At 63.1% G+C, this 25627-nt stretch carries 25 protein-coding genes and 1 pseudogene; 12 read left to right on the forward strand and 14 right to left on the reverse strand.

All coding sequences use genetic code 11. From position 1 onward, the window contains the following. Positions 1-139 precede the first annotated feature (139 nt). Complete coding sequence (locus tag CAG11_RS13480; protein WP_085596732.1) at positions 140-2461, forward strand: response regulator; 2322 nt, start codon at positions 140-142, stop codon at positions 2459-2461. Here CAG11_RS13480 and CAG11_RS13485 read toward each other — a convergent pair. The 3 genes from CAG11_RS13485 to msrB all read right to left on the reverse strand — a co-directional run bounded on the left by CAG11_RS13485 (position 2445) and on the right by msrB (position 4038). Further along, the gene (locus CAG11_RS13485; RefSeq protein ID WP_085596733.1) at positions 2445-2906 is read right to left on the reverse strand and encodes a MarR family winged helix-turn-helix transcriptional regulator; all 462 of its coding nucleotides are present in this window, start codon (positions 2904-2906) and stop codon (positions 2445-2447) included. The two genes, CAG11_RS13480 and CAG11_RS13485, sit on opposite strands and share 17 nt — an antisense overlap. After that, positions 2903-3388, reverse strand: coding sequence for a glutathione peroxidase (locus tag CAG11_RS13490; RefSeq protein WP_022640039.1), 486 nt, complete (start codon positions 3386-3388; stop codon positions 2903-2905). Before CAG11_RS13490 ends, CAG11_RS13485 begins: the two co-directional genes overlap by 4 nt. Positions 3389-3645: 257 nt before the next feature. Continuing rightward, the gene (gene msrB, locus CAG11_RS13495; RefSeq protein ID WP_085596734.1) at positions 3646-4038 is read right to left on the reverse strand and encodes a peptide-methionine (R)-S-oxide reductase MsrB; all 393 of its coding nucleotides are present in this window, start codon (positions 4036-4038) and stop codon (positions 3646-3648) included. A gap of 224 nt (positions 4039-4262) precedes the next feature. On the opposite strand from msrB, the gene CAG11_RS13500 reads away from it, so the two are divergent. Next, positions 4263-5474, forward strand: a complete 1212-nt coding sequence (locus tag CAG11_RS13500) for a pyridoxal phosphate-dependent aminotransferase (protein WP_022640054.1) — start codon at positions 4263-4265, stop codon at positions 5472-5474. A 304-nt stretch (positions 5475-5778) separates the two neighbouring features. Further along, on the forward strand, positions 5779-6666 hold the full coding sequence (gene htpX / locus CAG11_RS13505) for a protease HtpX (RefSeq protein ID WP_022640055.1): 888 nt from the start codon (positions 5779-5781) through the stop codon (positions 6664-6666). Positions 6667-6728: 62 nt separating this feature from the next. Here htpX and CAG11_RS13510 read toward each other — a convergent pair whose 3' ends face one another. Beyond that, positions 6729-7394, reverse strand: coding sequence for a thiopurine S-methyltransferase (locus CAG11_RS13510; protein ID WP_085596735.1), 666 nt, complete (start codon positions 7392-7394; stop codon positions 6729-6731). Between the two features lie 102 nt (positions 7395-7496). Here CAG11_RS13510 and CAG11_RS13515 point away from each other — a divergent pair, with 102 nt between their 5' ends. Further along, positions 7497-8264, forward strand: coding sequence for a class III extradiol ring-cleavage dioxygenase (locus CAG11_RS13515; protein ID WP_085596736.1), 768 nt, complete (start codon positions 7497-7499; stop codon positions 8262-8264). Positions 8265-8345: 81 nt separating this feature from the next. On the opposite strand, the pseudogene CAG11_RS13520 reads toward CAG11_RS13515, so the two are convergent. Together CAG11_RS13520 and CAG11_RS13530 are read right to left on the reverse strand one after the other, a co-directional pair. Continuing rightward, positions 8346-10053 (reverse strand): annotated as a pseudogene (locus CAG11_RS13520) (DEAD/DEAH box helicase). Positions 10054-10548: 495 nt separating this feature from the next. Continuing rightward, a complete protein-coding gene (locus CAG11_RS13530; protein WP_022640060.1) occupies positions 10549-11304 on the reverse strand; it encodes a spermidine synthase in 756 nt (251 codons plus the stop codon). Positions 11305-11464: 160 nt separating this feature from the next. On the opposite strand from CAG11_RS13530, the gene CAG11_RS13535 reads away from it, so the two are divergent. Then, positions 11465-12811: a class II 3-deoxy-7-phosphoheptulonate synthase gene (locus CAG11_RS13535; RefSeq protein ID WP_085596738.1), complete on the forward strand. Its 1347-nt coding sequence runs from the start codon at positions 11465-11467 to the stop codon at positions 12809-12811. A 39-nt stretch (positions 12812-12850) separates the two neighbouring features. Here CAG11_RS13535 and CAG11_RS13540 read toward each other — a convergent pair whose 3' ends face one another. Beyond that, positions 12851-14065 carry a winged helix-turn-helix domain-containing protein gene (locus CAG11_RS13540; RefSeq protein ID WP_085596739.1) on the reverse strand — a complete coding sequence of 405 codons (1215 nt, stop codon included), beginning with the start codon at positions 14063-14065 and terminating at the stop codon, positions 12851-12853. Positions 14066-14326: 261 nt separating this feature from the next. On the opposite strand from CAG11_RS13540, the gene CAG11_RS13545 reads away from it, so the two are divergent. Next, entirely contained in the window at positions 14327-15502 is a 1176-nt protein-coding gene (locus CAG11_RS13545; protein ID WP_085596740.1) for a diguanylate cyclase, read from the forward strand. Positions 15503-15537: 35 nt separating this feature from the next. Here the strand turns inward: CAG11_RS13545 and CAG11_RS13550 are convergent, their stop codons facing one another. The 4 genes from CAG11_RS13550 to CAG11_RS33795 form a co-directional block, all read right to left on the reverse strand. Beyond that, positions 15538-15753: a DUF1127 domain-containing protein gene (locus CAG11_RS13550; RefSeq protein ID WP_053133421.1), complete on the reverse strand. Its 216-nt coding sequence runs from the start codon at positions 15751-15753 to the stop codon at positions 15538-15540. Positions 15754-15874: 121 nt separating this feature from the next. Next, positions 15875-16771 (reverse strand): hypothetical protein, encoded by an 897-nt coding sequence (locus tag CAG11_RS13555; protein WP_085596741.1) that lies wholly within the window; start codon positions 16769-16771, stop codon positions 15875-15877. Continuing rightward, complete coding sequence (locus CAG11_RS13560) at positions 16768-18546, reverse strand: hypothetical protein (protein ID WP_177409121.1); 1779 nt, start codon at positions 18544-18546, stop codon at positions 16768-16770. Before CAG11_RS13560 ends, CAG11_RS13555 begins: the two co-directional genes overlap by 4 nt. Positions 18547-18671: 125 nt before the next feature. Next, the gene (locus tag CAG11_RS33795; RefSeq protein WP_022640067.1) at positions 18672-18839 is read right to left on the reverse strand and encodes a hypothetical protein; all 168 of its coding nucleotides are present in this window, start codon (positions 18837-18839) and stop codon (positions 18672-18674) included. A gap of 109 nt (positions 18840-18948) precedes the next feature. Here CAG11_RS33795 and CAG11_RS33165 point away from each other — a divergent pair, with 109 nt between their 5' ends. The 3 genes from CAG11_RS33165 (at position 18949) to CAG11_RS13570 (ending at position 20715) form a co-directional block, all read left to right on the forward strand. Beyond that, complete coding sequence (locus tag CAG11_RS33165; protein WP_143494556.1) at positions 18949-19197, forward strand: hypothetical protein; 249 nt, start codon at positions 18949-18951, stop codon at positions 19195-19197. 2 nt (positions 19198-19199) lie between these two features. Next, a complete protein-coding gene (locus CAG11_RS13565) occupies positions 19200-19769 on the forward strand; it encodes a peroxiredoxin (protein ID WP_085596742.1) in 570 nt (189 codons plus the stop codon). Between the two features lie 91 nt (positions 19770-19860). Continuing rightward, complete coding sequence (locus CAG11_RS13570; RefSeq protein ID WP_085596743.1) at positions 19861-20715, forward strand: LysR substrate-binding domain-containing protein; 855 nt, start codon at positions 19861-19863, stop codon at positions 20713-20715. On the opposite strand, the gene CAG11_RS13575 is transcribed toward CAG11_RS13570, so the two are convergent. Beyond that, positions 20705-21454 carry a sulfite exporter TauE/SafE family protein gene (locus CAG11_RS13575; protein WP_085596744.1) on the reverse strand — a complete coding sequence of 250 codons (750 nt, stop codon included), beginning with the start codon at positions 21452-21454 and terminating at the stop codon, positions 20705-20707. The genes CAG11_RS13570 and CAG11_RS13575 overlap by 11 nt on opposite strands. 105 nt (positions 21455-21559) lie before the next feature. Between CAG11_RS13575 and CAG11_RS13580 the strand changes: the two genes are divergently transcribed. The 3 genes from CAG11_RS13580 to CAG11_RS13590 all read left to right on the forward strand — a co-directional run bounded on the left by CAG11_RS13580 (position 21560) and on the right by CAG11_RS13590 (position 23679). Next, positions 21560-22510, forward strand: coding sequence for a LysR family transcriptional regulator (locus CAG11_RS13580; protein ID WP_085596745.1), 951 nt, complete (start codon positions 21560-21562; stop codon positions 22508-22510). A 75-nt stretch (positions 22511-22585) separates the two neighbouring features. Beyond that, a complete protein-coding gene (locus CAG11_RS13585) occupies positions 22586-23047 on the forward strand; it encodes a MarR family winged helix-turn-helix transcriptional regulator (protein ID WP_022640072.1) in 462 nt (153 codons plus the stop codon). 212 nt (positions 23048-23259) lie between these two features. After that, positions 23260-23679: an organic hydroperoxide resistance protein gene (locus CAG11_RS13590; protein ID WP_085596746.1), complete on the forward strand. Its 420-nt coding sequence runs from the start codon at positions 23260-23262 to the stop codon at positions 23677-23679. Positions 23680-23749: 70 nt separating this feature from the next. On the opposite strand, the gene CAG11_RS13595 is transcribed toward CAG11_RS13590, so the two are convergent. Both CAG11_RS13595 and earP read right to left on the reverse strand, forming a co-directional pair. Further along, positions 23750-24322, reverse strand: coding sequence for an elongation factor P (locus CAG11_RS13595; RefSeq protein ID WP_053133142.1), 573 nt, complete (start codon positions 24320-24322; stop codon positions 23750-23752). A 48-nt stretch (positions 24323-24370) separates the two neighbouring features. Beyond that, a complete protein-coding gene (earP, locus tag CAG11_RS13600) occupies positions 24371-25504 on the reverse strand; it encodes an elongation factor P maturation arginine rhamnosyltransferase EarP (RefSeq protein ID WP_085596747.1) in 1134 nt (377 codons plus the stop codon). Positions 25505-25627 lie beyond the last annotated feature (123 nt).

Below are 25627 nucleotides of genomic sequence, written 5' to 3' on the forward strand. Positions count from 1 at the left end.
ATGATGCGGCACACAGATGAAACGCAGTCCTGATCAACGGGTCCAAAGGCCCTGTCAGCTGCTGCCAGGCCAAGCCGGCAACCCAAGATGATCAGCTATGCTTGCGCAGCGAAGGGAAACGAAAGTGGTTCAACCCCCCATGGATATCAAGTTCACCAACCGCCTGTCCTATAAACAGGCCCGGCTCACCGTGTTGGTGGGTTTCATTCTGGGGACCGCGCTCAGTCTGGTGCAAATCGGTATCGATTATGCCAGCGAAGACGCCTCCATCAATCGTGAAATCCACTCGCTGCTGGAAATCAGCCACAACCCGGCCTCACGCATCGCCTACAACATCGACGCCGAGCTGGCACAGGAACTGACCCTGGGCCTGTTGCGCTCCCCGGCGATCATTCGTGCGCAATTGATCGACAACAACGATACCCTGCTGGCCAACGTCGAGCGCCCGCCGTTGCAGAGCCGCTATCGGGCCATCAGCGACTTCCTGTTCGGCGCCGACCGGCAATTCGAAGACCGCCTCTACCTCAGCCACCTGCCGGAGGAATCCCTCGGCACCCTGCACCTGGACGTCGACACTTACGCCTTCGGCAGCCGCTTCCTGCGTCGCGCCGAAGTCACCCTGCTCAACGGCTTCGTGCGCAGCCTGATCCTCACCGGGATCCTGCTCGGGTTGTTCTACGTGATGCTGACCAAGCCCCTGGTGGGGGTGATCCGCGAACTCAGCAGCCGTGACCCACGGGGCTCGCGGCAGGCCAAGCTGGACTTCCCTCATGGCCACGAGAACGACGAAGTCGGAGTCCTGGTCAAGGTGGCCAACCAGCAGTTCGAGATAATGGCCACCGAGATCCAGCAGCGGCGCAATGCCGAGAACCGCCTGACCGAGTACCTCGGGCAGCTGGAGAACATCGTTTCGGCGCGCACCACCGAACTCAAGGCCAGCAACGCCAGCCTCAGCCAATCCAACGAGGAGCTGGAAGCCGCCCGGCGGACCGCCCTGGACATGGCCCAGGCCCGCTCGGCCTTCCTGGCCAACATGAGCCACGAGATCCGCACGCCGCTCAACGGCCTGCTGGGCATGATCGCCCTGTCCCTGGACAGTCCGCTGAACCCCGAACAACGCCAGCAGCTATCCATCGCCCATGACTCCGGCAAGGTGCTGGTCGAACTGCTCAACGATATCCTCGACATGTCCAAGTTCGACGCCGGGCAACTGGAGCTCGAGCGCATCCCCTTCGATCTCGGGGTGCTGGTGGAGGACACCGCCAACCTGCTGTCGCAGAACGCCGCGGCCAGCGTCGAGCTCACCTGCCTGGTGGCCCCGGACTTTCCGGCGCTGGTGCTGGGCGACCCGATGCGGGTGCGGCAGATCGTCAGCAACCTGTTGTCCAACGCTCTCAAGTTCACCCGTTTCGGCCGGGTCGACGTGCGCCTGAGCACCTTGGCCGATGGCGTGCGCATCGAGATCTGCGACACCGGCATCGGCATCGCCCAGGAAGCCCAGGTGAAGATCTTCCAGCCCTATACCCAGGCCGGCGCCGGGATCACCCGCCAGTACGGCGGTACTGGCCTGGGCCTGGCCCTGACCTACAACCTCTGCGAGGCCATGAACGGCCGCCTGAGCATCAGCTCGGAAGTGGGGTTCGGCAGCCAGTTCTGCGCCGACCTGCCGCTGCCCAGCCACGCCCCGGCCACCGTGCCGCCGCGCCTGTCCGGCAAGATCATCGCCATCACCGATAGCGGCAGCGGCCTGTCCGAGCTGCTGTCGAGCCTGTTGCCGGCCTGGGGCCTGGCCTACCAGCGTTGCGACATCGAGGATTCGCTGGCCGGACTCAATCCTGACTTGCTGGTCACCGACTGCCCGGAGTGCCTGTTCGGCCTGCGCCCGGCCATCAGCGCCCCGATCCTGCTGGTGACCGCCTACGGCAGCTTCCTGCCCAGCGAGGAGGCCAGCGCCCTGGCCCCCCTGCAGCAACAAGCCCGGCCTCTGGCACGCAACGCCCTGTACCAGACCCTGCGTCGTTCATTGCAGGCCGAAACCGTCACCCTCAACGATGCGCAACTGGAGATGCCGGTGCAGATCCGCCGGGCGAACATCCTGCTGGTGGAAGACAACCCCGTGAACCAACTGGTGGCCAAGGGCATGCTGAGCAAGCTCGGCTGCGCAGTGACCGTGGCCGTGCATGGGGCCGAAGCCCTCAACCAGCTGGAACACAGCGATTTCGACCTGATCCTGATGGACTGCAACATGCCGGTCATGGATGGCTACGAGGCCAGCCGGCAAATTCGCCGCAGCGGGCGCTGGCCGGACCTGCCGATCATCGCCCTGACCGCCAATGCCATGCCCGAGGAGCGCGAGCGCTGCCGGGCCGCCGGCATGAGCGACTACCTGGCCAAGCCCTTCAGGCGCGAAGAACTGATCGCTCTGCTGGACCTGTGGGTACCGACTACGAGCAAGCTCTGAGCTGCAGCAACAGGCGGTCGAGCTGTTCGCGCAACGGGCCCAGGCTGTCGAGATCGACGCCGCTTTCGCACAACAGCGCCGCCTTGAGCGGCCTGACCTGCTCACGCAAGGCCAGCCCGGTATCGCTCAGGCTCAGGTGCACCTCGCGCTCATCGCGTCCGGAACGTCGGCGTTGCACCAACTGCAACTGTTCCAGGCGCTTGAGCAGGGGCGTCAAGGTGCCGGAGTCCAGGGCCAGGCGCTCCCCCAAAGCCTTTACCGTGGGCAGCGCCGGCGGCGTCCCGTGCCACTCCCACAACACCAGCATCACCAAGTACTGCGGGTAGGTCAGGCCGAGCTGGTCGAGCATCGGCTTGTAGCCGCGCACCACCGCTCGCGAAGCGGCATACAGCTTGAAACACAGCTGGCTATCCAGTTGCAGCGAAGCATCGGGCAGCCGGTTCATTTGAGCAGGGCTTCGATCTCGCCGGCCAGGTCCTGGGGTTTGGTGGTCGGGGCGAAACGCTTGACCAGCTTGCCGTCCTGGCCGATCAGGAACTTGGTGAAATTCCACTTGATGCCCTGGGAGCCCAGGAGTCCGGGGGCGCGCTTCTTCAACTGGACGAACAGCGGATGGGCACCGGCGCCATTGACCTCGATCTTCTTGAACAGCGGGAAGCTGACGCCGTAGTTGAGCTCGCAGAACTCCGAGATCGCCCCCTCGTTGCCCGGTTCCTGCTGGCCGAACTGATTGCACGGAAAGCCCAGGACCACCAGCCCCCGATCCTTGTAGGACTGCCACAACTGCTCGAGCCCCTTGTATTGCGGGGTGAAGCCGCATTTGCTGGCGGTGTTGACCACCAACACGGCCTTGCCGGCGAAATCCGCCAGGGTCTTCTGCTCGCCCTTGATGGTGGTGCAGGGGATAGTCAGCAACGCATCGGTCATGGCAGCAACTCCACTCGAGATTAGGAACGGATAAAAATAGTGCTCGATTAGATTGCATGCAATTTAAATCACGAAAAATCGGCTCCATGGTGCCTGATTCCCGTCAGTCGAGCGAGGTGACCCTCCTTGGGAGCGAAGCTTGCTCGCGATGATCGTCAACGCTGCGCGTATTGACTGGATAAACGCAGCGCCCTGAAGCCCAGTGCGGGCCAGCCTCGCCCCTACAATTTCCTTAGCTTATCGTCCCGCCTTACCGCCTAGCGGGCTACCAGGTCCAGGCAGACGGAGTTGATGCAATAACGTAGGCCAGTGGGTGGCGGGCCATCGGGAAACACATGGCCCAGGTGCGCATCGCACTTGGCGCAAACCACTTCGGTGCGGATCATGCCGTGGCTCAGGTCGCGGATCTCGATCATCGCGCTGTCGGCGATGGGCTCGTAGAAGCTCGGCCAACCGCAACCGGAATCGAACTTGGCCCTGGAGTCGAACAGCGGCTCGCCACAGCAGACGCAGAGGTACACCCCATCGGTCTTGGTGCCGTTGTACTTGCCCGAGAACGGGCGTTCGGTGCCCTTGAGCCGGCAGACGTTGTATTGCTCCGGATCGAGCATCGCCCGCCATTCTTCCAGGGTTTTTTCCAGCTTTTCCATGGTCCTTCCTCTGCAACGGAAAAAGCCCGATCTGTATCTTTTCCACGGATCGGGCGGCACGTATGATTGCGCCTCGTCAGACGCCAGTCTGGCAGCCGCGCTACACCCATTCAAACGGATTTTGCCGCAGCCGGTGCGGGCTACAGCCCGGTGTAGGACGGCAGGATTCCCAGTACGGTAGTTCATCCTCCGCCTGGATCGTTCATTTTCGGGAACACATCGCCATGCAGGTCAGCAAATCGAACAAGCTCGCCAACGTCTGTTATGACATTCGCGGCCCAGTGCTCAAGCACGCCAAACGCCTGGAAGAGGAAGGCCATCGCATCCTCAAGCTGAACATCGGCAACCCAGCGCCCTTTGGCTTCGAGGCGCCGGACGAGATTCTCCAGGATGTGATCCGCAACCTGCCGACCGCCCAGGGCTACAGCGACTCCAAGGGCCTGTTCAGCGCGCGCAAGGCAGTGATGCAGTACTACCAGCAGAAGCAGGTGGAAGGCATCGGCATCGAGGATATCTACCTGGGCAACGGCGTATCCGAGCTGATCGTGATGGCCATGCAGGCCCTGCTCAACAATGGCGACGAAGTGCTGGTCCCAGCCCCCGACTATCCACTGTGGACCGCCGCGGTGAGCCTGGCCGGCGGCAACCCGGTGCACTACCTGTGCGACGAGCAGGCCAACTGGTGGCCCGACCTCGCCGACATCAAGGCCAAGATCACCCCGAACACCAAGGCCCTGGTGATCATCAACCCGAACAACCCCACCGGCGCCGTGTATCCCAAGGAAGTGCTGCTGGGCATGCTGGAGCTGGCACGCCAGCACAACCTGGTGGTGTTCTCCGACGAGATCTACGACAAGATCCTCTATGATGACGCCGTGCATATCTGCACCGCCTCCCTGGCCCCGGACCTGCTGTGCCTGACTTTCAACGGCCTGTCCAAGTCCTACCGCGTGGCCGGCTTCCGCTCCGGCTGGGTGGCCATTTCCGGTCCCAAGCAGCATGCCCAGAGCTACATCGAGGGCATCGACATGCTGGCCAACATGCGCCTGTGCGCCAACGTGCCCAGCCAGCATGCGATCCAGACCGCCCTGGGCGGCTACCAGAGCATCAACGACCTGGTCCTGCCGCCTGGCCGCCTGCTGGAGCAGCGCAACCGCACCTGGGAACTGCTCAACGACATACCCGGCGTAAGCTGCGTCAAGCCCATGGGCGCGTTGTATGCCTTCCCGCGGATCGACCCGAAGATCTGCCCGATCCACAACGACGAGAAGTTCGTCCTCGACCTGCTGCTTTCCGAGAAGCTCCTGGTCGTGCAAGGCACCGCCTTCAACTGGCCATGGCCGGACCACTTCCGGGTAGTGACCCTGCCCCGGGTCGACGACCTGGAACAGGCCATTGGCCGGATCGGCAACTTCCTCAAGTCCTATCGTCAGTAATTTCTCAAACGCAGTGCGATCTTTCGCGGATCGCACTGCGATTAATTCAGCAACACATCTTCACTGACCCTCCCCGCCCCCCTCTACTAAGCTTGCACTTTCCGTCGTTGCCACTGTCACAGCGTCTGCGCCGCAGCTCGACGACGGTCGTCCACGGCGATCGGTCATGAACTTGCCACACGCCTGTCATGCCCCGCCCCATGCGACATAGTTTGAAATAGAAGCCGTGTTGAATCGGTGCTTGCCGCGCCTTATATACCCCCGCGGAACGCTACATCTTTAGCTTGAGGAGATTTCTACAACCATGATGCGAATCCTGCTGTTTTTGGCCACTAACCTTGCGGTCGTGCTGATTGCCAGCATTACCCTGAGCCTTTTCGGCTTCAACGGGTTCATGGCGGCCAACGGGGTTGATCTGAACCTCAATCAGCTGCTGATTTTCTGTGCGGTCTTTGGTTTCGCCGGCTCGCTGTTCTCGCTGTTCATCTCCAAGTGGATGGCGAAGATGAGCACCAGCACGCAGATCATTACCCAGCCGCGCACCCGCCATGAGCAATGGTTGTTGCAGACCGTTGAACAACTGTCCCGCGAAGCCGGCATCAAGATGCCCGAAGTGGGGATTTTCCCGGCCTACGAGGCCAATGCCTTCGCCACCGGCTGGAACAAGAACGATGCCCTGGTAGCTGTCAGCCAAGGGCTGCTGGAGCGGTTCTCCCCCGATGAAGTGCGGGCCGTGCTGGCCCACGAGATCGGCCACGTCGCCAATGGCGACATGGTGACCCTGGCGCTGATCCAGGGCGTGGTGAACACCTTCGTGATGTTCTTCGCGCGGATCATCGGCAACTTCGTCGACAAGGTGATCTTCAAGAACGAGGAAGGCCAGGGCATGGCCTACTACGTGGCGACCATCTTCGCCGAGCTGGTCCTGGGCATCCTCGCCAGCGCCATCGTCATGTGGTTCTCGCGCCAACGCGAATACCGCGCCGACGAAGCTGGTGCGCGCCTGGCCGGCACCAATGCGATGATCGGCGCCCTGCAGCGCCTGCGCTCGGAACAGGGCCTGCCGGTGCACATGCCCGATACCCTGAATGCCTTCGGCATCAACGGCGGTATCAAGCAGGGCCTGGCCCGGATGTTCCTGAGCCACCCACCGCTGGAAGACCGTATCGACGCCCTGCGCCGTCGCGGTTGATCCACTCCGGCAACAACAAGAAGGGCGACGCGAGTCGCCCTTTTTCATGGTCGTGGAAAAGCTCAGCGGGTGCCGGTCTTCTCCAGGCGGTAGACCCGCTCCACCAGCCGGGTGACCCCGCCCTGGAGGAACTTCCAGCTTTCACCGAGGATGTCGCGCTCGGTCTCCACCTGCAGCTGCCAGCTACCCTCCAGGCTCTCGCGCACCTCATCGTCCAGCACGGCGAATGGCGGCCCGTCGAGCTGCGCCTGGTCGTAGTCCATGGTAATCAGCAGCCCACGGCTACCATGGGGCAACAAGCCATTGATATGCGCGGCATAGCGCTGGCGCATCTGCCGCGGCAGGGCGATCATCGCCGCGCGATCGTACAGGGCCGTGCAGCCAGCGACATCCTCGGCGGCCAGGGCGAAGATGTCGCCGCACCAGAGCTGGATCGCCCCATGGGCATAGACCTTGAACGCCCCTTGCTGGCTGACCTGCGGCTGCAACTGGTGTTCGCGGAAGAAATCCTCCACCGCCTTTTCCGACAGCTCGATCCCCAGCACCTGATGCCCGCGACTGGCGAGCCAGGCCAGGTCCAGGCTCTTGCCGCACAGCGGTACCAGCACCCGGGCCTGGTCAGCGAGCCCAAGCCCCGGCCAGTACTGCTGAAGATAAGGATTGACCTGCGCCAGGTGGAAGCCGATCTGGTCGCGTTCCCAGCGTTTGTGCCAAAAGTCCGCTTGCATGGAATGTCCTTGGAATTCGATCAAAAAGCCCTAAAACTTATATTAGATTTAGATCAATGATCTGATTGAAGATGGCGCATCTTAACCCTCAGGACCTTCTTCATGCTCCCCAGCCTGTTCATTTCCCATGGTTCTCCCATGTTGGCCCTGGAGCCCGGCGACAGCGGCCCTGCCCTGGCCCGCCTGACGGCGCAATTGCCCCGGCCGCGGGCGATCCTGGTGGTGTCGGCCCACTGGGAAAGCCCCGACCTGCGGGTCAGCGCCCATCCGCACCCGGAGACCTGGCATGACTTCGGCGGCTTTCCCGCCGCCCTGTTCGCCGTGCAGTACCCGGCGCCTGGCGATCCCGGGCTGGCCGCCCAGGTCGTGCAATTGCTGACGGCCAATGGCCTGCCGGCGCGACTCGACGAGCAACGGCCCTTCGACCATGGCACCTGGGTCCCGCTGTCGCTGATGTACCCGCAGGCGGACATTCCGGTGGTCCAGCTGTCCCTGCCCAGCCAGCAGGGCCCGGCGCTGCAGACCCGCATCGGCCAGGCCCTGGCCAGCCTGCGCGAGCAAGGCGTGCTGCTGATCGGTTCCGGCAGCATCACCCACAACCTGCGGGAACTGGACTGGCACGCCGGCCCGGAAAGCGTCACCCCCTGGGCCCAGGCCTTTCGCGACTGGATGATCGACAAGCTGGCCAGCGACGACCAGGCCGCGCTGCATGACTACCGGCGACAAGCGCCCCATGCCGTACGCAGCCACCCCAGCGACGAACATCTGTTGCCGCTGTATTTCGCCCGGGGCGCCGGTGGCGCATTCAGCCTGGCCCACCAGGGTTTCACCATGGGTGCGCTGGGCATGGACATCTATCGCTTCGGTTGAAGCGCGGGTAAATCCCGGGCAAAAAAATCCCCGGACCAGCCGGGGATTTTTCATGCGTGATCGATCAGCCCAGGGAGCGGATCAATCCTCGCGGTAGCGACGCAGCTTGAGCTGCTTGCCGGCAACGCGAGTGTCCTTGAGCTTGGCCAGCAGGCGGTCCAGACCGTCTTCCGGCAGCTCTACCAGGCTGAAGCTGTCGCGTACCTGGATACGGCCGATGGCTTCACGGGCCAGGCCACCTTCGTTGAGGATCGCACCCAACAGGTTCTTGGCGGCGATGCCATCACGGGCGCCCAGCGCGGTACGGCAACGAGCACGACCTTCGGCCAGTGGAGCCGGAGCGCGACGCTCGCGATCACCACGATCAGGACGGTCGCCGTAACGCTCGGAACGCTCGCCACGTGGGGCATTGTTCGGCACCAGCGGACGCTCTTTCTCGATGGTCGCCAGATCCAGCGCCTGGCCATTGGTGGCCTTGCGCAGCAGGGCCGCGGCCAGGGCGCGCGGGCTGCAACCGATGTCGGCGGTCAGGCGGTCCAGCAGGTCGCCATGGGACGCCTCGGCGTCAGCTACCAGTGGCGCCAGGCCGTTGGTCAGCTTCTTGATGCGCGCGTCGAGTACGGCCTGGGCGTCCGGCAGGCGGACTTCAGCCACTTTCTGCCCGGTCACACGCTCGATCACTTGCAGCATGCGACGCTCGCGTGGAGTCACCAGCAGCAGCGCGCGACCTTCGCGACCCGCACGACCGGTACGGCCGATACGGTGGACGTAGGATTCCGGGTCGTAAGGCATGTCCACGTTGAATACGTGGGTGATGCGCGGTACGTCCAGGCCACGGGCGGCGACGTCAGTGGCCACAACGATGTCCAGGCGGCCATCCTTGAGGGAGTCGATGACGCGCTCACGCTGGTTCTGGGCGATATCGCCGTTCAGCGCGGCGGCCTTGTAGCCCTTGGCTTCCAGGGCGCTGGCCAGGTCCAGGGTCGCTTGCTTGGTGCGCACGAACATGATCAGGGCGTCGAAGTCCTCGACTTCCAGCAGGCTCAGGACCGCGCCAGTCTTCTGGTCGGCGTGAACCAGCAGGTGGGCCTGCTCGATCGCGGTGACGGTCTGGGTCTTGCTCTGGATCTTGACGTGCTTCGGATCCTTGAGGTGACGCTCGGCGATCGCGCGGATCGACTGCGGCAGGGTGGCCGAGAACAGTACGGTCTGGCGGGATTCGGGCATGGCCTTGAAGATCACTTCCAGGTCATCCATGAAGCCCAGCTTGAGCATTTCGTCGGCTTCGTCGAGAACCAGGTGGTTCACGGTGGCCAGGACCTTCTCGTCACGACGCAGGTGGTCGCACAGACGGCCCGGGGTGGCGACAACGATCTGTGCGCCGTTACGGATTGCCTTGGTTTGTGGGCCCATCGGCGCACCGCCGTAGACGGCCACAACAGTCACGCCCGGCATTTGCTTGGCGTAGGTTTCAAAGGCGGTTGCTACTTGTAGCGCCAACTCGCGGGTTGGGGCCAGGATCAGAGCTTGCGGCTCGCGCTTGGACGGATCGATGCGGTGCAGGATAGGCAGGGCAAAGGCAGCGGTCTTACCGGTACCGGTTTGCGCCTGGCCAATCATATCGTGACCGGCGAGGATGATCGGGATCGATTGCTGCTGAATGGCCGAAGGCTCTTCGTAGCCGGTGGCGACTACTGCAGCAACAATACTGGGATGAAGTTCAAGAGCGGCGAAGCCGCCGATTTCCTGGGTCATGGGTCTGCCTCTAAGTGCATCCGCAAAGACCCATGCTCCAAAGCTGCGCATGCCGTGTAAGACTCGATGAGTCACCCTGGCAGCTTTGTCGGCGGGGATTTGCGAAAACGATTGAAAGAAATGAACGTCAAGGATAGTCCGCGAAGCGGACAAGCAGCCGAAGCTGACTTCGGGGAAATGCGTTACCTAAACGAGGCCCTGCTAAAGGCCGGCGCGCACTATACCGGAATTACTCAAAAAAGGGAGTTTTTTTTGTCGGAAAAAATCCGCCAAACCCCCGACTACCACAGGCTTTGCGCCGTTTCGGAAGGCCGGCCATCGGGCTCGAACCCAAGCGTATTCGGGCCCCTGGCTTAAACGGTTCACCTCGTGAAGCCAAGCCACTGCGGCAAACTGCCTCGCCTGCTGCAGAGAATGGCGTCCGGATCTCCCGGGCCACGGTGCCACTTGCGCGATGCAAGCACACCGGTACTTGTCGACCTGGCGCGCCCCGGCGAGCCTGGCCGCCAGCGCTGCCAGACGCGTCCGCTCAGGTAGCGGGCCGGATGTCCTTGATCAACGACTGCAACGAATACCCCAGGCGCGGTGCCAGGGCCTCGGCCCGGGCGACCAGGCCCGGCATGTCCAGCTCCTGCTCCAGGTCAGCCGGGACGATCAGGATCACGTTGCCCTCCTTCACCGGCAGCTCCCAATAGTGGCGGTGATAGAGGCCGCGCAGCAATGCGGCGCCCAGGGGCTTGCCGTCATCGGTGGCCCATTGGTTGATCACCAGCCAGCCACCCGGATTGAGACGCTTCTGGCAGTTTTCCAGGAACCCCCAGGCCAGGTGCCCGACGCCCGGTCCGACATCGGTATACAGGTCGACGAAGATCAGGTCGGCGGGCTCGGCGCTTTCCAGCAGCTCCAGGGCATCGCCGATCCTTATATATAGACGCGGATCATCGTCCAGCCCCAGGTATTGGATGGCCAGGCGCGGCACGTCCGGACGCAGCTCGATGGCCTCGACGTCCTCCAGGGGCAAGAACTTCAGGCACGCCTGGGTCAGGGTGCCGGCGCCAAGCCCAAGAAACAGCGCGCTCTCCGGTGCGTCATGGCACAGCGCGCCGATCAGCATGGCCCGGGTGTAGTCGTACTCCAGCCAGCTGGGGTCGGCAGTGAACACGCAGCTTTGCTCGATGGCCTCACCGAATTCGAGGAAGCGGTAATCGGCCACTTCCAGGACCCGGATCATGCCGAACTCGTCGTGAACCTCGGCCAGTACGCGTTCGACGCGTTCCTCAGTCATTTCATCTCCTCGTCGCCCGGGCCGGGAACCTTGCCGGGGCGCTAAACCTGCCGCTCGGTAGCGAGCGCAAAGGCGCGATTGTCGACCAAGGCGCAGGAACAGGTCACGCACTAATTTGCTGCTAACATGCCCATCCCAACGTAAAGCATTCGAGTCTGCGATGAGCCAACCCTGGAGCCCCGACAGCTGGCGCGCCTTGCCGATCCAGCAACAACCCCACTACCCCGACGCGGCACACCTGCTCAAGGTCGAGCAGACCCTGGCCAGCTACCCGCCCCTGGTATTCGCCGGGGAGGCCCGGGAGTTGCGCCGCCAGTTCGCCGAAGTCACCCAGGGCCGGGCCTTCCTGCTGCAAGGCGGGGATTGCGCCGAGAGTTTCGCCGAGTTCTCCGCGGCGAAGATCCGCGACACCTTCAAGGTGCTGCTGCAGATGGCCATCGTCATGACCTTTGCCGCCGGCTGCCCGGTGGTCAAGGTCGGGCGCATGGCTGGCCAGTTCGCCAAGCCACGCTCGGCCAACGACGAGACGGTCAACGGCGTGACCCTGCCCGCCTACCGTGGCGATATCGTCAATGGCATAGGTTTCGATGAAAAGAGCCGGGTACCGGACCCGGAGCGCCTGCTGCAGTCCTACCACCAGGCCACCGCCACCCTCAACCTGCTGCGCGCCTTCGCCCAGGGCGGTTTCGCCGACCTGCACCAGGTGCACAAGTGGAACCTGGACTTCATCGCCAACTCGGCCCTGGCCGAAAAGTACAGCCAACTGGCCGATCGCATCGATGAAACCCTGGCTTTCATGCGCGCCTGCGGCCTGGACAGCTCGCCGCAACTGCGCGAGACCAGCTTCTTCACCGCCCACGAAGCGCTGCTGCTCAACTATGAACAAGCCTTCGTCCGGCGCGACAGCCTGACCAACGACTACTACGACTGCTCGGCGCACATGCTGTGGATCGGCGACCGTACCCGGCAACTCGATGGCGCCCATGTGGAATTCCTGCGCGGGGTGAACAACCCGATCGGGGTCAAGGTCGGCCCCAGCATGAACGGCGACGAGCTGATCCGCCTGATCGACATCCTCAACCCGGCCAACGACCCCGGCCGGCTCAACCTGATCGTGCGCATGGGCGCCAACAAGGTCGGCGACCACCTGCCACGGCTGATCCGCGCGGTGGAAAGCGAAGGCAAGCGGGTGCTCTGGAGTTCAGACCCGATGCACGGCAACACCATCAAGGCCAGCAGCGGCTACAAGACCCGCGATTTCGCGCAGATCCTCACCGAGGTCAAGGAGTTCTTCCAGGTGCACCAGGCCGAAGGCAGCTATGCCGGCGGCATCCATATCGAAATGACCGGGCAGAACGTCACCGAATGCATCGGCGGCGCCCGCCCCATCACCGAAGATGGCCTGTCGGACCGCTACCACACCCACTGCGACCCGCGGATGAACGCCGACCAGTCGCTGGAACTGGCATTTCTGATCGCCGAGACCCTCAAGCAGGTCAAGCGCTAGGCTCGCTCACAGCGCCGCGCCAGCCATGGCGCGCGGCGCTCAGGCCAGGACCTGGCGCAGACGCCGTGCCCCCTCGCGCTGACAATTGAGCTGGATATCCGCCAGCCCCAGCCAATCCGCCATCTGCCGCAGTTGCCCGGCCAGGGCCTGGATGCCCTGCTCGTCCAGGCCGGGGGTTTCCTCGTGCACCGCATGCACCGCCAGGCGCCCCAGGGCCCGCTCCGCCCGCAGATCGACCCGCGCGGCGATACGCTCGTCATGCAGGAACGGCAGCACGTAGTAGCCATAGACCCGCTTGTGTTGCGGTGTGTAGATCTCCAGCCGATAGCGGAAATCGAACAGGCGCTCGGTGCGGCTGCGCTCCCAGATCAGCGAGTCGAAGGGCGACAGCAAGGCACTGGCAGCGACCTTGCGCGGCACCTTGGCCTCGGGCAGGCAATAGGCCGGCTGGCGCCAATCCTGAACCTGGCAGGCCAGCAACTGGCCGTCTTCGAGCAATTCGCCCAGCCGGGCACGGCTGTCCGCCGGATCGAGGCGAAAGTAATCGCGCAGGTCCTTTTCCGTGGCCACGCCCAGGGCCCGCGCCGCCTGCAACAGCAGTCGGCGCTGGGCCTGGGCCTCGTCCGGCAGCGGCTGGCACAGAATCGCCTGGGGGATCACCCGCTCCGGCAAATCGTACAGGCGCTCGAAACCACGACGCCCGGCCACCGTCACTTCCCCGGCGGCGAACAGCCACTCCAGGGCGTGCTTCTCTGCGCTCCAGTCCCACCATGGGCCCGCACGCTCCTCACGGGTGGACAGACTGCCGGCGCCCAGCGCGCCTCGTTCCTGGACAGCGGCCAGGACCCGGCCGATGGTCGCCTGGTGTTCGTGGCCAAAACGCGCCAGCTGCGAATAGATGCCCTGGCCCTGGCTGGCCCGCTGCATCCGCCAGCGCATCAGCGGGTACATGGACATCGGCAACAGCGACGCCTCGTGCCCCCAGTATTCGAACAAGGTACGTCGCCGTCCCTGGCTCCAGGCGGCCTGGTCCAGCAACTGCTGTGGATAACGTCCAAGGCGGGAGAACAGCGGCAGGTAGTGGGCGCGCACCAGGGCATTGACCGAATCGATCTGCAACAAGCCCAGGCGCTCTATCTGCTGGTTGAGCCGCGCGGCCTTGATCGCCGCTGGCGGCTGGCGACCGCCAAACCCCTGGGCGGCCAGGGCCAGTCGACGAGCCTGCTTGAGGGAAAAGGAATGGGCTGCGGTCATGGGATGCTCCTTGTCTGCCCGCACGCTAACGCAGCCGCACCCCACTTGGATAGCCAGGCGCCGGGCATTTTCGCGACACCGACCGACCCGGGCAGCCATCGATAGCACCGCACTGCCCTGCAAGCGCAAACTCGCCGCCTTTGCAGCGCACCAGTTACTGCCCCCTCCGGTCACCGTTCTGGCTACAATCGCGCCCACTAATGGCAATGAGCCGCACCGGCGGTTGTTTTCCGCTCCGCCCTTGCTGATGAGAACCAGGATATGACGCTGCACCTCCCCACCTTGCTCGTGGTATCCGTGTTCATCTTCTTCCTGATGGGCCTGCTGACCTTGCATGCCTGGCTGCGGGAAAGCCGCGAACGGCCATTGGCCTATCTGGGCAGCATGATGCTGCTTGCATCGATTGGCGTGGTGCTGGTGAGCTGGCGCCATCACGGGGCGCATTGGGTTCCCGTCGTGCTCGGCAACGTGGTCCTGTTGTTCAGCGCGGCCCTGAACTGGACGGCGATGCGGATCTTCGCCGGACGTGAACCCCATGTCGCCGGCATGCTCGCCGGCGCCGGCCTGTGGCTGGCACTTTGTCTGGTCCCGGCCTTCCATGAATCGATGCCGGTACGGGTCACGGTGTACTCGCTGCTGGCGGGTGGTTATGGAGCACTGACGGCCCTGGAGTTCTGGCGCAGCCGCCGGAGCCTGGAAGTGGCCTATGTCCCGGCCCTGGTACTGACCATCCTGCATACCTGCTTTTATGTCGTGCGCAGCGTCATCGACCAGGGCCTGGGGCTGGCCCAGGCCCTGGATGGCCAAGGCGAAGGCGTACCGTTCTTTTCGTTCATGCTGTTCGAATCGATGGTCTACGTGATCGGCATTGCCTACGTGACCCTGGCCATGGTCAAGGAACGAGTGGAGCGACGCTTCAAGGCCGCGGCTTTCTGTGATGCCCTGACAGGGATCGGCAATCGCCGGGCATTCATGGCCAATGGCGAACGGTTGCTGGCCAACTGCCAACGACGAGGCGTACCAGTGGCGTTGCTGTTGTGCGACCTTGACCACTTCAAGCGCCTGAACGACGCCTTCGGCCATCAGACCGGCGACCAGGCGCTGATCGCCTTCAGCCAGGTATTGGTGCGCACCTTGCGCGCCAACGACGCCTTCGGTCGTATCGGCGGCGAGGAATTCGCCTGCCTGCTGGCGGCGGTGGATGAGCAAGAGGCGGTACGGGTGGCCGAGCGCATCCGCGAGACCTTCGCCGACCTGACGTTGCTCGAGCCCGGGCTGCTCAGCGTCAGTATCGGCGTGGTGACCAGCCAGGCCCTGGACTATGACCTGTCGCGCCTGCTATCCCAGGCCGACGAAGCGCTGTACGACGCCAAGGGCAAGGGCCGCAACCGGGTACAAACCCTGGTGCGCCCCACCTTCGAACTACCTGTGCACTGAAACGGCACGCCGTTGGCCAGCGAACCGGCGGGCACTCATTTCAACAACGGATCGTCCCAGAACGGCCGCGCCCGTTCGTGCTCCACATCCGCCCGGGACAAGCCGATATCCTTGAGCGCCTCATCGTTCAAGCCCGCCAGCATCCGCCGCTCATGACCCAGGACGTACCAGCGCGCAACCTTGTGCCACAAGGCCGCGAGCGAGAAGCCGTGGAACGACTGGACCAACAGATAACCCTTTTGACCTTTCATCATCTTGTCCTCCTGTAGGATGACGACAGTGTCTGCCTGGGCAAATGATCAATCCAACGAATGTTTCTTATGCTCTACATCTCAGGATTTGATGAATCATCCTTGCCCATCCAACGCCATCTCAAATCCGGTAGTCTCCGGGCCAGCCGCCCAGAGGGTCCCGCCCGAAACCATCGAGACTGGCCGTCGCGGCCTCCTCCCATGCCAACAGGCTGTAGCCTCCCAGGTCGTCGGGCAGGTCCGCAGCCGAAGGCGCCAGCACTATGGACGGATGCAACTGCCCGAGGACGTCCTCCACGCGAGGCCGGGTCGTCGGCCGGCTGCCATCGACGGCCAGCACCGCCGCCCCAGGGGCCAGCGCTTCGACCAGCACGGTATGCCCGTGATTGCTGCAACTAACTGAAAGTCGGCCTTGCATGCGCTGCTTTTCGATCTGCCGCGCCGGCTCTTCAGCCGCCGCCAGGACCACCGCACAACAGCCCGTCGCCCCCATGATTCGCGCCTGCGGATAACGACTGCGCAAGCTGGCATAGGTGGACTGCTTGCCCGTGAGGACGATCAACCCGTCCCGCCCCTGGAACTGCCTGGCCAGGCTCGCCGAGGGCTGGTCGCTGACGCGCAGCAGCTCCTGCACCTGCAGCAGTCTCGCCAATTCGGCGATCACTGCGCTGGCCTGCGGATAACGGTCATCGCGTACCGACACCGTGGTAGCAATACCCATCAAGGCGAATGGCACGGCGCGGCGAATGGCATGCAGGCAAAAACCGTAGTAAGGCAACAGGCACAGGACCTCCTCGCCGTAGGCCTGGGCCTGCGCCTGGCCCAGGTCCTCCTTGGCGCGGATCAGCGCCCAGCGAAACAACGCCAGCAACTCGCTGTGCAGCACATCGCGCCACATCGCCAGCGACATGCGCGGCTCCGGCAGGCGCCTGGCCAGGGCGTCGAAGTCCCGCTCCTCGAACAGCAGCTCATGCAGGCGCGCCAGGGGCTGCACCGTCTGGAAGTAGGGCCGGTTCATCTTGCACTCCAGGCCTGGCGCTGCAGGACCGAATCCTTGCCGGTGCAGTAATGGGCGCGAATGCCATCCAGGAAACTCCAGGCCAGCGACGGCAGGATCGCCGCCCGCGCCACGGAATCGCGACTCACCTCGCCCCGTGCCAGCAGGTACTGGATATTGCGCGAGGGTCGCAAGTCATGGCCCAGTTCATCATCCAGCTCATCGTGGGCCGCCATGGCCCCCAGCAGCGCGGCGCAACGGGGATTGTTGGCCGAAACCCGGGAATAGAACTTCATGTGGCGATCATCGCCGCGGCATTCGCTCAGGCTTTTTTGCAGGTAGGTCGAACCGATCAGGTAGCCCTTCCAGTCATGGCGCGCCAGGTCGCTGAGGTAACCGACGAAGGCCGCGGTGGTGGGCAGCGGCCGCATCGCCGTAGGCTGCCGGACTCCCAGCTCCCGTAGGCGAGGCTTGAGAATGTCGCAATGGGTCAGCTCGTCCTGCAGGTGCTGCAACAGGTTTTCGCGGATCCGTGCATCCTGGCAGGCGGCAATCGCCGGGCTGACATGGCGGGTGGCCGAGGCCAGGTAATGGAAATTCTCCAGCATGTAGCCAATCACCAGTTCGTCGCTGCACCCCTGGGTCATCTGCTGCCATAAAGGATGGCCGTCCACCGACACCAGCCAATCCGTGGTCATCCGTTCGATGGCCGCGACGCTGTCGGCGCCGACACCCTGGCTGTCGACCAGTTGCTCGTGGATCTGCCCCAGCAGCAGGCAGAACGGCGCGCCGTTGGCGGCCAGTTGTGGCACCCGGTGCCCCAGGGCATAACAGGAAGCGACGATGATGTCCGAAGGGCTGTCATCACCAGAGCGTTCGCCGTTGACCAGGCTCATGACACTGGCCGGCCAGACCGGCAAGCCCTGGAAGATGCCCACCTCCAGCGGCGAATCGCAATCGCGCAGCGGTTGGTCCAGGCCATCCTCGGCGAGCACTTGCGCCGCCGTGACGATGGAACTGGCGCAGCCCTGCTCGAGGGCGGACAACCAGCGGTAGATCATCTCGCTCAGGCTGCACACCGTGTTCAGTACGCTGGCCACCACCGAGGCGGGATGACAGTCCTGGGTGCGGACCGCCTTCTTCCAGTTCTCGGAGTGCCCGTAGTCGAGGTCGGTGGCGAAGTGGCCCAGCACTTTGTTGGTGGCCATGGGGCTCAGCAGGTTGTGGCCCACCAGCAGGTCGTGCCAGCCAATCACGGCTTCTTTCTCCACCGAGGAATGCTCCATGAAGCCGGAACAGGCGGCCGACACCAACTCGCCCATGGCCGCGATGTGCCGGGACAGGTGGATCCACTCCAGGGTCGCCGGCAAGGGCCTGGCCAGCCGCACCACGTCGTTCGAGCAACCGATGAGCTCCAGGGCCTCGTTGAAGAACCGCGCGTGATCCCATTCCTCCAGGGCATGCCTGGAGAGCATCAGGGTGATCGGTGACAAGCCGATACCCGGGCTGACGGCAGGGCACATCCGGGAAGCGGCGGCAGCCAGGTAATGCCGGGTTTCCAGGATGTAGGCATGCAACGCGGATTGATCACCCTCGCGGATCTTTCTCCAGATCGGATGGCCATATACGAACTCTTCGGCGGCGGTGTATTGCTCGCCGAGCAACAAGATGAATTCTTCCGCGCTGAAGTGACTGCCCAGTATCGATAAGTTGAGGCTCTGGGCCAGGCGCTCGGTAAAAGAGGCATTGTCGCTCAGCGTCGAGATCGGAGCTTCCAGGCTTCCCAATAACAGCACCGCATGATCGCCATGGGTACTTCGCGCTAAAAATGGAGGGCTACGCAATGGTTCAGATAGATCAACATGATTGTTCCGAGTAGTGATTTCCATTTCTGATCCGCCCTCCAAGACGTTAGCGTCGGTTACTCGACTATGGCTGCCCTAAGTTGCTTGGCAGCCTTCTCCGTACGCTCTACCAGGCCGACCAGGGCCTTGAGGTCTTCTGGCGCCAGCTTGCCGGCCTTGAGCTTGGCCTTGAGCTGGGTAAGTTCTGCATTAGTTGGTTCGGCATGTTCCGCTTTCGCGCTCATGAAAGGACCCTCCAAAGTTGGTCGCATTCCCAGTACAGACCATCTGTACATGGCACCCGCAACACTAGTAGCGGATATAGCTTTAGGCAAACTTGAAAAAAGATAAAACATGCCATTAATCGGCATTATCCCCAACCTGAAATTCTTATCGCCGCAGGCAATTAATAAAAATAAAACCATAGCCAACCACTGTATCGAAACTTGCTTATTTCCAGGCCTGATAATAACTATTGCCAAACTATCAACTTCGGATAGCCCCTCAACAAGAGCGGAAACAAGCGATAGCACCTATAACAGTCTTGCAGCCGCCGGAGGCGACGAGACCGGCAAGCGCAACCGGAGCACCAAGGAGCATTAACGATGAGAGACATGCTGAACGTGGATTGGTCGAGCATTCCCGCTCCCCAGGATGACGGCGCGGCCCGGCACCTGGCCGGCCGGTACCTGCCACGATTGTCGCTACCCTCGACCATCGGACAGGCAGTGGACCTGTCCGTGCTGCCAGGTCGGACGGTGCTGTATATCTATCCGCGTACCGGCCGGCCGGATCTGCCGCTGCTCGAAGGCTGGGACCAGACCCCCGGGGCCCGTGGCTGCACCCCGCAATCCTGTGCCTTTCGCGATCATGCCCAGGAGCTTGCAGCAGCGGGCGTAGCGCAATTGTTCGGCCTGTCGAGCCAGGACAGCGCCTACCAGCGCGAAGCCGTCGAACGCCTGCACCTGCCCTTCCCGCTGTTGTCCGATGCCGAGGAACACCTGGCCCGGGCCCTGGCCCTGCCACAGTTCGAGCTCAACGGCAGGCGTTTTCTCAAGCGCCTGACCCTGGTGATCGATGGCGGGCGGATCGAGCAGGTGTTCTACCCGGTGTTCCCCCCCGACCAGAATCCGCAACAAGTACTGGCCTGGCTGTCATCCCGAAGCCGGGCATGAACGGGCAGCCCGGGGGATGACGGCGCTGGCCCGTGGGGAATAAGATCAGCCGCAAGAATGCTTCCTGCGTATCCATCTCAGGGTTTGATGAATGTCCCAGTTCCCCAGCATCGATACCGAAGTACTGCGCACCTTCGTCGCCATCGCCGATGAAGGTGGTTTCACCCGGGCCGGCGAGCGGGTCAACCGTACCCAGTCAGCGGTGAGCATGCAGATGAAACGGCTGGAGGAGGACGTGCTGCAACGCCAGCTGTTCCAGCGCGACGGCCGCCAGGTCAAGCTCACCGCCGAAGGCCAGGTGCTGCTGGGGTATGCCCGGCGCATCCTCAAGCTGCACAGCGAGGTGTTCAATACCCTGCGTGAGCCGCATATGGTGGGCCTGGTGCGCATCGGCACTCCGGATGACTACGTGATGCGCTTCCTGCCGGGCATCCTGTCGCGATTCGCCCAGAGTTACCCGTTGATCCAGATCGAGGTGCATTGCGAATCGTCCAAGCAACTGTTGCAGCGCCAGGACCTGGACCTGTCCATCGTCACTCGCGAGCCGGGCAACGAAATCGGCCAGTTGCTGCGCAAGGAGCGTTTCGTCTGGGCCGCGGCCGAGTGCTTCGAGCCCCCGGGGCAAACACCGCTACCCCTGGCGATGTTCAACAGCGACTGCTTCTGCCGGCTGTGGGCCTGCAACGCCCTGGATGCCAGCGGCCTCGACTACCGCATCGCCTACAACAGCTCCAGCCTGTCGGCGATCATGGCGGTGGTCAGCGCGGGGCTGGCGGTCACTGCCCAACTGGAGAGCTTGATCACACCTGACTTGCGCATCCTGGGAGAGGCCGAAGGCCTGCCGTTGCTACCGGAGGCCAGCATCATGCTGGTACGCAACCTCAACCAGCCATCGCCGATCACCGAATGCCTGGCCGAGCATATCGTCGAGGGTTTCAAGTCCTGAGTCCCAGCATCACTGCGCACATCACCAGGAAGGCGCAGAACAATGCGCGCAGCAGGCGCTCGGGCAAGGCATGGGCGACCTTCACGCCCCAACTGATGCTCAGCAAGCCACCGGCCGCCAAGGGCAGGCCCACCAGCCAGTTCACCTGGTGATGCAGACCATAGGTCATCAGGGTCACCCCGGTGCTGGGCAGCGCCAGGGCCAGGGCCAAGCCCTGGGCCACCACCTGGGAGGTGCCGAAGACACTGGTCAGCACCGGGGTGGCAACTACCGCGCTGCCGACCCCGAACAGCCCGCCGAGCGCCCCGGAAGCCGCTCCCAGCGCTCCCAACCAAGGCCAGGAATAGCGCATCGAGGAAGCTGTCGCGGGAACATTGCCGAACAGCCGCAACAGGTTGTAGCCGGACAGGGCCAGGAGGAAAACCACGAAGATGGTGCGCATTTTCTGTGGGTCGATACCCACCGCCCAGATCGAACCGAGCCAGGCGAAGCTGAAGCCCATCAGCGCCAGGGGCAAGGCATGCCGGGCCTCGATACGGTTGTGCTGGTGATAACGCCACAGCGCCAGCATCACGTTCGGCACCACCATCACCAGCGCCGTGCCCTGGGCCAGTTGCTGGTCCAGACCGAACCACACCCCCAGCACAGGGATGGCGATCAACCCGCCACCGATGCCAAACAGGCCCCCGACCGTCCCCAGGGCCGCGCCCAATAGCAGATACATCACTAAATCGATCAAGACCGCTCTCCTCACTCGAGGCTTGCATGCTACGCAGTCACTGCTGGTACGGAAACGCACAACAACGCACAATGGCTTTGCTGTTTTCGCATAGGCGAGCTGACCATGAATCCCAATACCCTTACTGAACAACTGGGGCTGTTTCTCGATGTACTGGAAGCCGGCAGCTTCTCCGCCGCCGCCCGCCGCCATCCCCTGACCCCTTCGGCAGTGGCCCGGCGTATCGACGGCCTGGAAAAAGCCGTGGGCACCACGCTGTTCATGCGTACCACCCATGCCGTAGTAGCCACCGCGGCCGGCCTGGCATTCGCCGAGCGGGCCCGGCGCATCGTCGCCGAACTGCAACTGGCCAGGGCCGAGGCAGTGTCCTTGAGCCATGCGCCGGAGGGGCTGATCCGCATCGATGCTCCTGCCGCCTTCGGCCGCCGCCACCTGGCCCCGGCCATCGCGGATTTCCTGATGCTGTACCCGGGCCTGGACGTGCAACTGCACTTGATCGACAGCTTCGTCGACATGCAAGGCTCGCATCTGGGCAAGGTCGACCTGGTACTGCGGGCCGGACAGCAGGTGGACACGCGCATGGTGGCCACGACCCTGGCCAGCATCGTGCGGATCGCCTGTGCCAGCCCAGCCTACTTGAAGAGCCGCGGCACCCCGGTCCACCCGGCCGAACTCGACCAGCATGATGGCCTGGACTGGGACGGCCTGGCTCCGTTGTTCGCCTGGCGCTTCGAGCTCGACGGCCAACTGCAGACTCATCGTCCGCGGCGGATCCGTTTCAGTGCCAACAACGCCGAGGCCCTGCTGTCCGGGGCCTTGGCCGGCCTGGGCATCGCCCACCTGCCGACCTGGCTGGCCAGCGAATATCTGCTGCGCGGGGAACTGGTGCCGCTGTTCTGCAACGGCGGTTTGCCCAAGCCGGAAACCGCCGGTATCTATGCCTTGCGCATGGAGCAGCATCCCAATGCCCGCAGCCGTCTGCTGCTGGAGTACCTCAAGAGCCGGTTCAGCCCTATTCCGCCATGGGACCTGGCCCTGCAGAGCACCATGGGCTGAGCCCTGGCGAAATTCATCTGGCGCATTAAAGATTCGCCCGCTAGATTCAGGACCATCAATGATCAAGGCTTCGACATGACCACCGAACGCACCACCTCGCCCGCCTGCGATCCACTGCTGTTGGACAACCAGTTGTGCTTCGCCCTGCATTCCACCTCTTTGCTGATGACCAAGGTCTACAAACCGCTATTGCAGCGTCTGGGGCTGACTTATCCACAATACTTGGCGATGCTGGTGCTCTGGGAGCGGGATGGGCTGACTGTCGGCGAAATCAGCCAGCGCCTGCTCACCGACCCCGGCTCCCTGACCCCACTGCTCAAGCGCCTGGAGGCCGAGGGCCTGCTCAGCCGTACGCGAAGCCGTGAAGACGAACGGGTGGTGATCGTCCAACTGACCGAACAGGGCCGTGCCCTGCAAGCCCAGGCCCAGGCAATACCGCAATGCATCCTCGGCGCCAGCGGCCAGACGGTGGCGCAACTGCGCCAGTTGCAGGAAGACCTGCTGGCCCTGCGCCGTAATCTGCAAGAAAGCCTCTAGCCCTCCCCAGAGCCTACCGGCCCCGCCTCGGGGCTGGTCCTTCGTCAAAAAATATTTTCGTTACTAATCAATCGGTTAGCCATTAAAAGCGCCCTATGGACGGTTTTACACGAAAATTTATCTTGCGCACTAAATATTAGCGCAATATATTTTCCCCAGATTACTTAGCGCACCAATAATTAGCACCTACAAACCAGAACGAGGCTTTCACCATGCAGACTCTCTATACCGCAGTTGCAACCGCCACCGGTGGCCGTGACGGTCGTGCCGTTTCCAGCGACAACATCCTCGACGTCAAGTTGGCCACTCCCAAGGAGCTGGGCGGTGCGGGTGGACAGGCAACCAATCCGGAGCAGCTGTTCGCCGCCGGCTACTCGGCGTGCTTCATCGGCGCCTTGAAGTTCGTGGCCAGCCAGAGCAAGCGCAAGATGCCAGACAACGCCTCGATCACCGCCCATGTCGGCATCGGCCAGATCCCCGGCGGCTTCAGCCTGGACATCGACCTGCACGTCAACCTGCCCGGCCTGGCCCGGGACGAGGCACAAAGCCTGGTAGATGCCGCTCACCAGGTCTGCCCCTACTCCAACGCCACCCGCGGCAATGTCGAGGTTCGCCTGCACGTAAGCGTCTGAAACGACGAATTGCAGGCACAAAAAAGCCCGACTCAAGGTCGGGCTTTTTCATCTACAAGAACGGCCAGGTTTAAACCTTGGCGCGGCCTTTGTAAGAACCGCCTTCGCGGGTATCGATCTCGATCCAGTCGCCGATCTCGATGAAGTCGGCAACGCTCAGCTCTGTGCCGTTCTTCAGTTTGGCAGGCTTCATCACCTTGCCCGAAGTGTCGCCGCGAGCGGAACCTTCGGTGTAGTCGATCTGGCGCACGATGGTGGTCGGCAGGTCAACGGAAACCAGGCGGCCTTCGAAGAACACGGCTTCGCAGACGTCGGTCATGCCTTCTTCGATGAACGGCAGAACGGCTTCGATGTCCTCGGAGTTCAGCTCGTACATGGTGTAGTCGGTGGTGTCCATGAAGGTGTAGGAGTCACCGCTGATGAACGACAGGGTCGCTTCTTTGCGATCCAGGATCACGTCGTCCAGTTTGTCGTCCGCACCGTAAACGGTTTCGGTCTTGTAACCGGTCAGCAGGTTCTTCAGCTTGGTCTTCATGATCGCGCTGTTACGACCGGACTTGGTGAATTCAGCTTTCTGAACCAGCCAAGGATCGTTGTCGATACGGATCACGGTACCGGGTTTGAGTTCTTTACCAGTTTTCATTGCGAATATCCGAATTTGGATGGGATTTACAAAAATCTAGGCCGCGTATCATATCCAATTTAGGTAAAACTGCACCAGCGCCGCAGCAAGATCGGCCTGCAAGCCCTGTTCCAGACACCATTGTTCGGCATGCGCGGCGATTTCCGGCCAATGTCGCAGCAGTTTTTCCCAGGGATCGGCCATCTGCCCCTCGGTGTTCCAGGCCCGCCACAGGGCCAGCACCGCCGCCCCGGCCTCGACTGACAGCCCCTGGGTATATAGCGCGAGGAACGCCTCGAGCTTGTCCAGGTGGATGTCTTCGTCCTGGCGATAGATGTGCCAGAGCATCGGCCGCCCCGCCCATTGCGCCCGGACGAAAGAGTCTTCGCCCCGTACTGCGTTGAAATCGCAGCACCACAGCAGGTGGTCATAATCTTCCTGGCGGATGAAAGGCAGCACTTGGAGCGTCAGCGATTGCCGGGCCAGCACGCTGCCCACGGCCAAGGAGTCGACGCCCAGCCAGCGTTGCACATCACCGAGGATGCGCCCTTCGGGCACCAATAAATGGGTGGGGCGCCGATCGGCGGCCAGGGCGTCCAGCCAGCCAGCCAGGCCGGCATTTTCATAGGCGAACAGCGACATCAACCGGGCATCGCTGGCTGGCACCACCCCAAGCTGGCGAAGGAATGCCGCCTGGGCCTCGAGGTCAGCCTGGAACGCCCGGCGTCGCTCCAGCAGGCCGCTCTCGCGCAGCAACCCGCCGGTCTGCGCCTGGAATCCCGGGAAGAAGAAGTACTTCTGCACACCACGAAACTTCACCGAGGGCAGGCCGTGGCAGCCCCCGACCCAATCCTCGGCGCTCAGGTAATCCAGGTTCAACCACAAGGGCGTCCGTTCACGATCGGCCATGGCTTCCATATAGGCATGGGGCAACTGGCAGGCAAACGCAGCGATCACCACATCGGCCGCGACTTCACCTGGCCACTGGGCCGGCCAATGCCGGACCTCGACCCCGTCCTGCTGCTGGCGGTCCTTGTCCATGTCGATCTCCGGACAGATCCGCTCGAAGGCGCGCAGGTCGTCGACCCACAAGCGCACGGCACAACCATGTTCGGCCACCAACTGCCGGGCCAGACGCCAGGTCACGCCGATATCCCCGTAGTTGTCGACCACGCTGCAAAAAATGTCCCAGGAGGCTTTCATTCCTGTCCCCGATTGGCAAAGGCGCCGATTGTCCGCATAAATGCCCCTGCGCAGAAGAGCCGACCTCGATTAATCTTCGTGCGACAATCAGCTCTCGTTCAACCTTGCCCGCCAGGAGGCAAA

It is taken from the genome of Pseudomonas sp. B6(2017) (assembly GCF_002112765.1).
GTDB lineage: Bacteria > Pseudomonadota > Gammaproteobacteria > Pseudomonadales > Pseudomonadaceae > Aquipseudomonas > Aquipseudomonas piscis.

Excerpts from the sequence above, each read along its gene's own strand:
- CAG11_RS13480 (WP_085596732.1), top strand. The coding sequence starts at position 140 with ATGGATATCAAGTTCACCAACCGCCTGTCCTATAAACAGGCCCGGCTC.
- CAG11_RS13485 (WP_085596733.1), bottom strand. The coding sequence starts at position 2,906 with ATGAACCGGCTGCCCGATGCTTCGCTGCAACTGGATAGCCAGCTGTGT.
- CAG11_RS13490 (WP_022640039.1), bottom strand. The coding sequence starts at position 3,388 with ATGACCGATGCGTTGCTGACTATCCCCTGCACCACCATCAAGGGCGAG.
- msrB (WP_085596734.1), bottom strand. The coding sequence starts at position 4,038 with ATGGAAAAGCTGGAAAAAACCCTGGAAGAATGGCGGGCGATGCTCGAT.
- CAG11_RS13500 (WP_022640054.1), top strand. The coding sequence starts at position 4,263 with ATGCAGGTCAGCAAATCGAACAAGCTCGCCAACGTCTGTTATGACATT.
- htpX (WP_022640055.1), top strand. The coding sequence starts at position 5,779 with ATGATGCGAATCCTGCTGTTTTTGGCCACTAACCTTGCGGTCGTGCTG.
- CAG11_RS13510 (WP_085596735.1), bottom strand. The coding sequence starts at position 7,394 with ATGCAAGCGGACTTTTGGCACAAACGCTGGGAACGCGACCAGATCGGC.
- CAG11_RS13515 (WP_085596736.1), top strand. The coding sequence starts at position 7,497 with ATGCTCCCCAGCCTGTTCATTTCCCATGGTTCTCCCATGTTGGCCCTG.
- CAG11_RS13530 (WP_022640060.1), bottom strand. The coding sequence starts at position 11,304 with ATGACTGAGGAACGCGTCGAACGCGTACTGGCCGAGGTTCACGACGAG.
- CAG11_RS13535 (WP_085596738.1), top strand. The coding sequence starts at position 11,465 with ATGAGCCAACCCTGGAGCCCCGACAGCTGGCGCGCCTTGCCGATCCAG.
- CAG11_RS13540 (WP_085596739.1), bottom strand. The coding sequence starts at position 14,065 with ATGACCGCAGCCCATTCCTTTTCCCTCAAGCAGGCTCGTCGACTGGCC.
- CAG11_RS13545 (WP_085596740.1), top strand. The coding sequence starts at position 14,327 with ATGACGCTGCACCTCCCCACCTTGCTCGTGGTATCCGTGTTCATCTTC.
- CAG11_RS13550 (WP_053133421.1), bottom strand. The coding sequence starts at position 15,753 with ATGAAAGGTCAAAAGGGTTATCTGTTGGTCCAGTCGTTCCACGGCTTC.
- CAG11_RS13555 (WP_085596741.1), bottom strand. The coding sequence starts at position 16,771 with ATGAACCGGCCCTACTTCCAGACGGTGCAGCCCCTGGCGCGCCTGCAT.
- CAG11_RS33795 (WP_022640067.1), bottom strand. The coding sequence starts at position 18,839 with ATGAGCGCGAAAGCGGAACATGCCGAACCAACTAATGCAGAACTTACC.
- CAG11_RS33165 (WP_143494556.1), top strand. The coding sequence starts at position 18,949 with ATGCCATTAATCGGCATTATCCCCAACCTGAAATTCTTATCGCCGCAG.
- CAG11_RS13565 (WP_085596742.1), top strand. The coding sequence starts at position 19,200 with ATGAGAGACATGCTGAACGTGGATTGGTCGAGCATTCCCGCTCCCCAG.
- CAG11_RS13570 (WP_085596743.1), top strand. The coding sequence starts at position 19,861 with ATGTCCCAGTTCCCCAGCATCGATACCGAAGTACTGCGCACCTTCGTC.
- CAG11_RS13580 (WP_085596745.1), top strand. The coding sequence starts at position 21,560 with ATGAATCCCAATACCCTTACTGAACAACTGGGGCTGTTTCTCGATGTA.
- CAG11_RS13585 (WP_022640072.1), top strand. The coding sequence starts at position 22,586 with ATGACCACCGAACGCACCACCTCGCCCGCCTGCGATCCACTGCTGTTG.
- CAG11_RS13590 (WP_085596746.1), top strand. The coding sequence starts at position 23,260 with ATGCAGACTCTCTATACCGCAGTTGCAACCGCCACCGGTGGCCGTGAC.
- CAG11_RS13595 (WP_053133142.1), bottom strand. The coding sequence starts at position 24,322 with ATGAAAACTGGTAAAGAACTCAAACCCGGTACCGTGATCCGTATCGAC.
- earP (WP_085596747.1), bottom strand. The coding sequence starts at position 25,504 with ATGAAAGCCTCCTGGGACATTTTTTGCAGCGTGGTCGACAACTACGGG.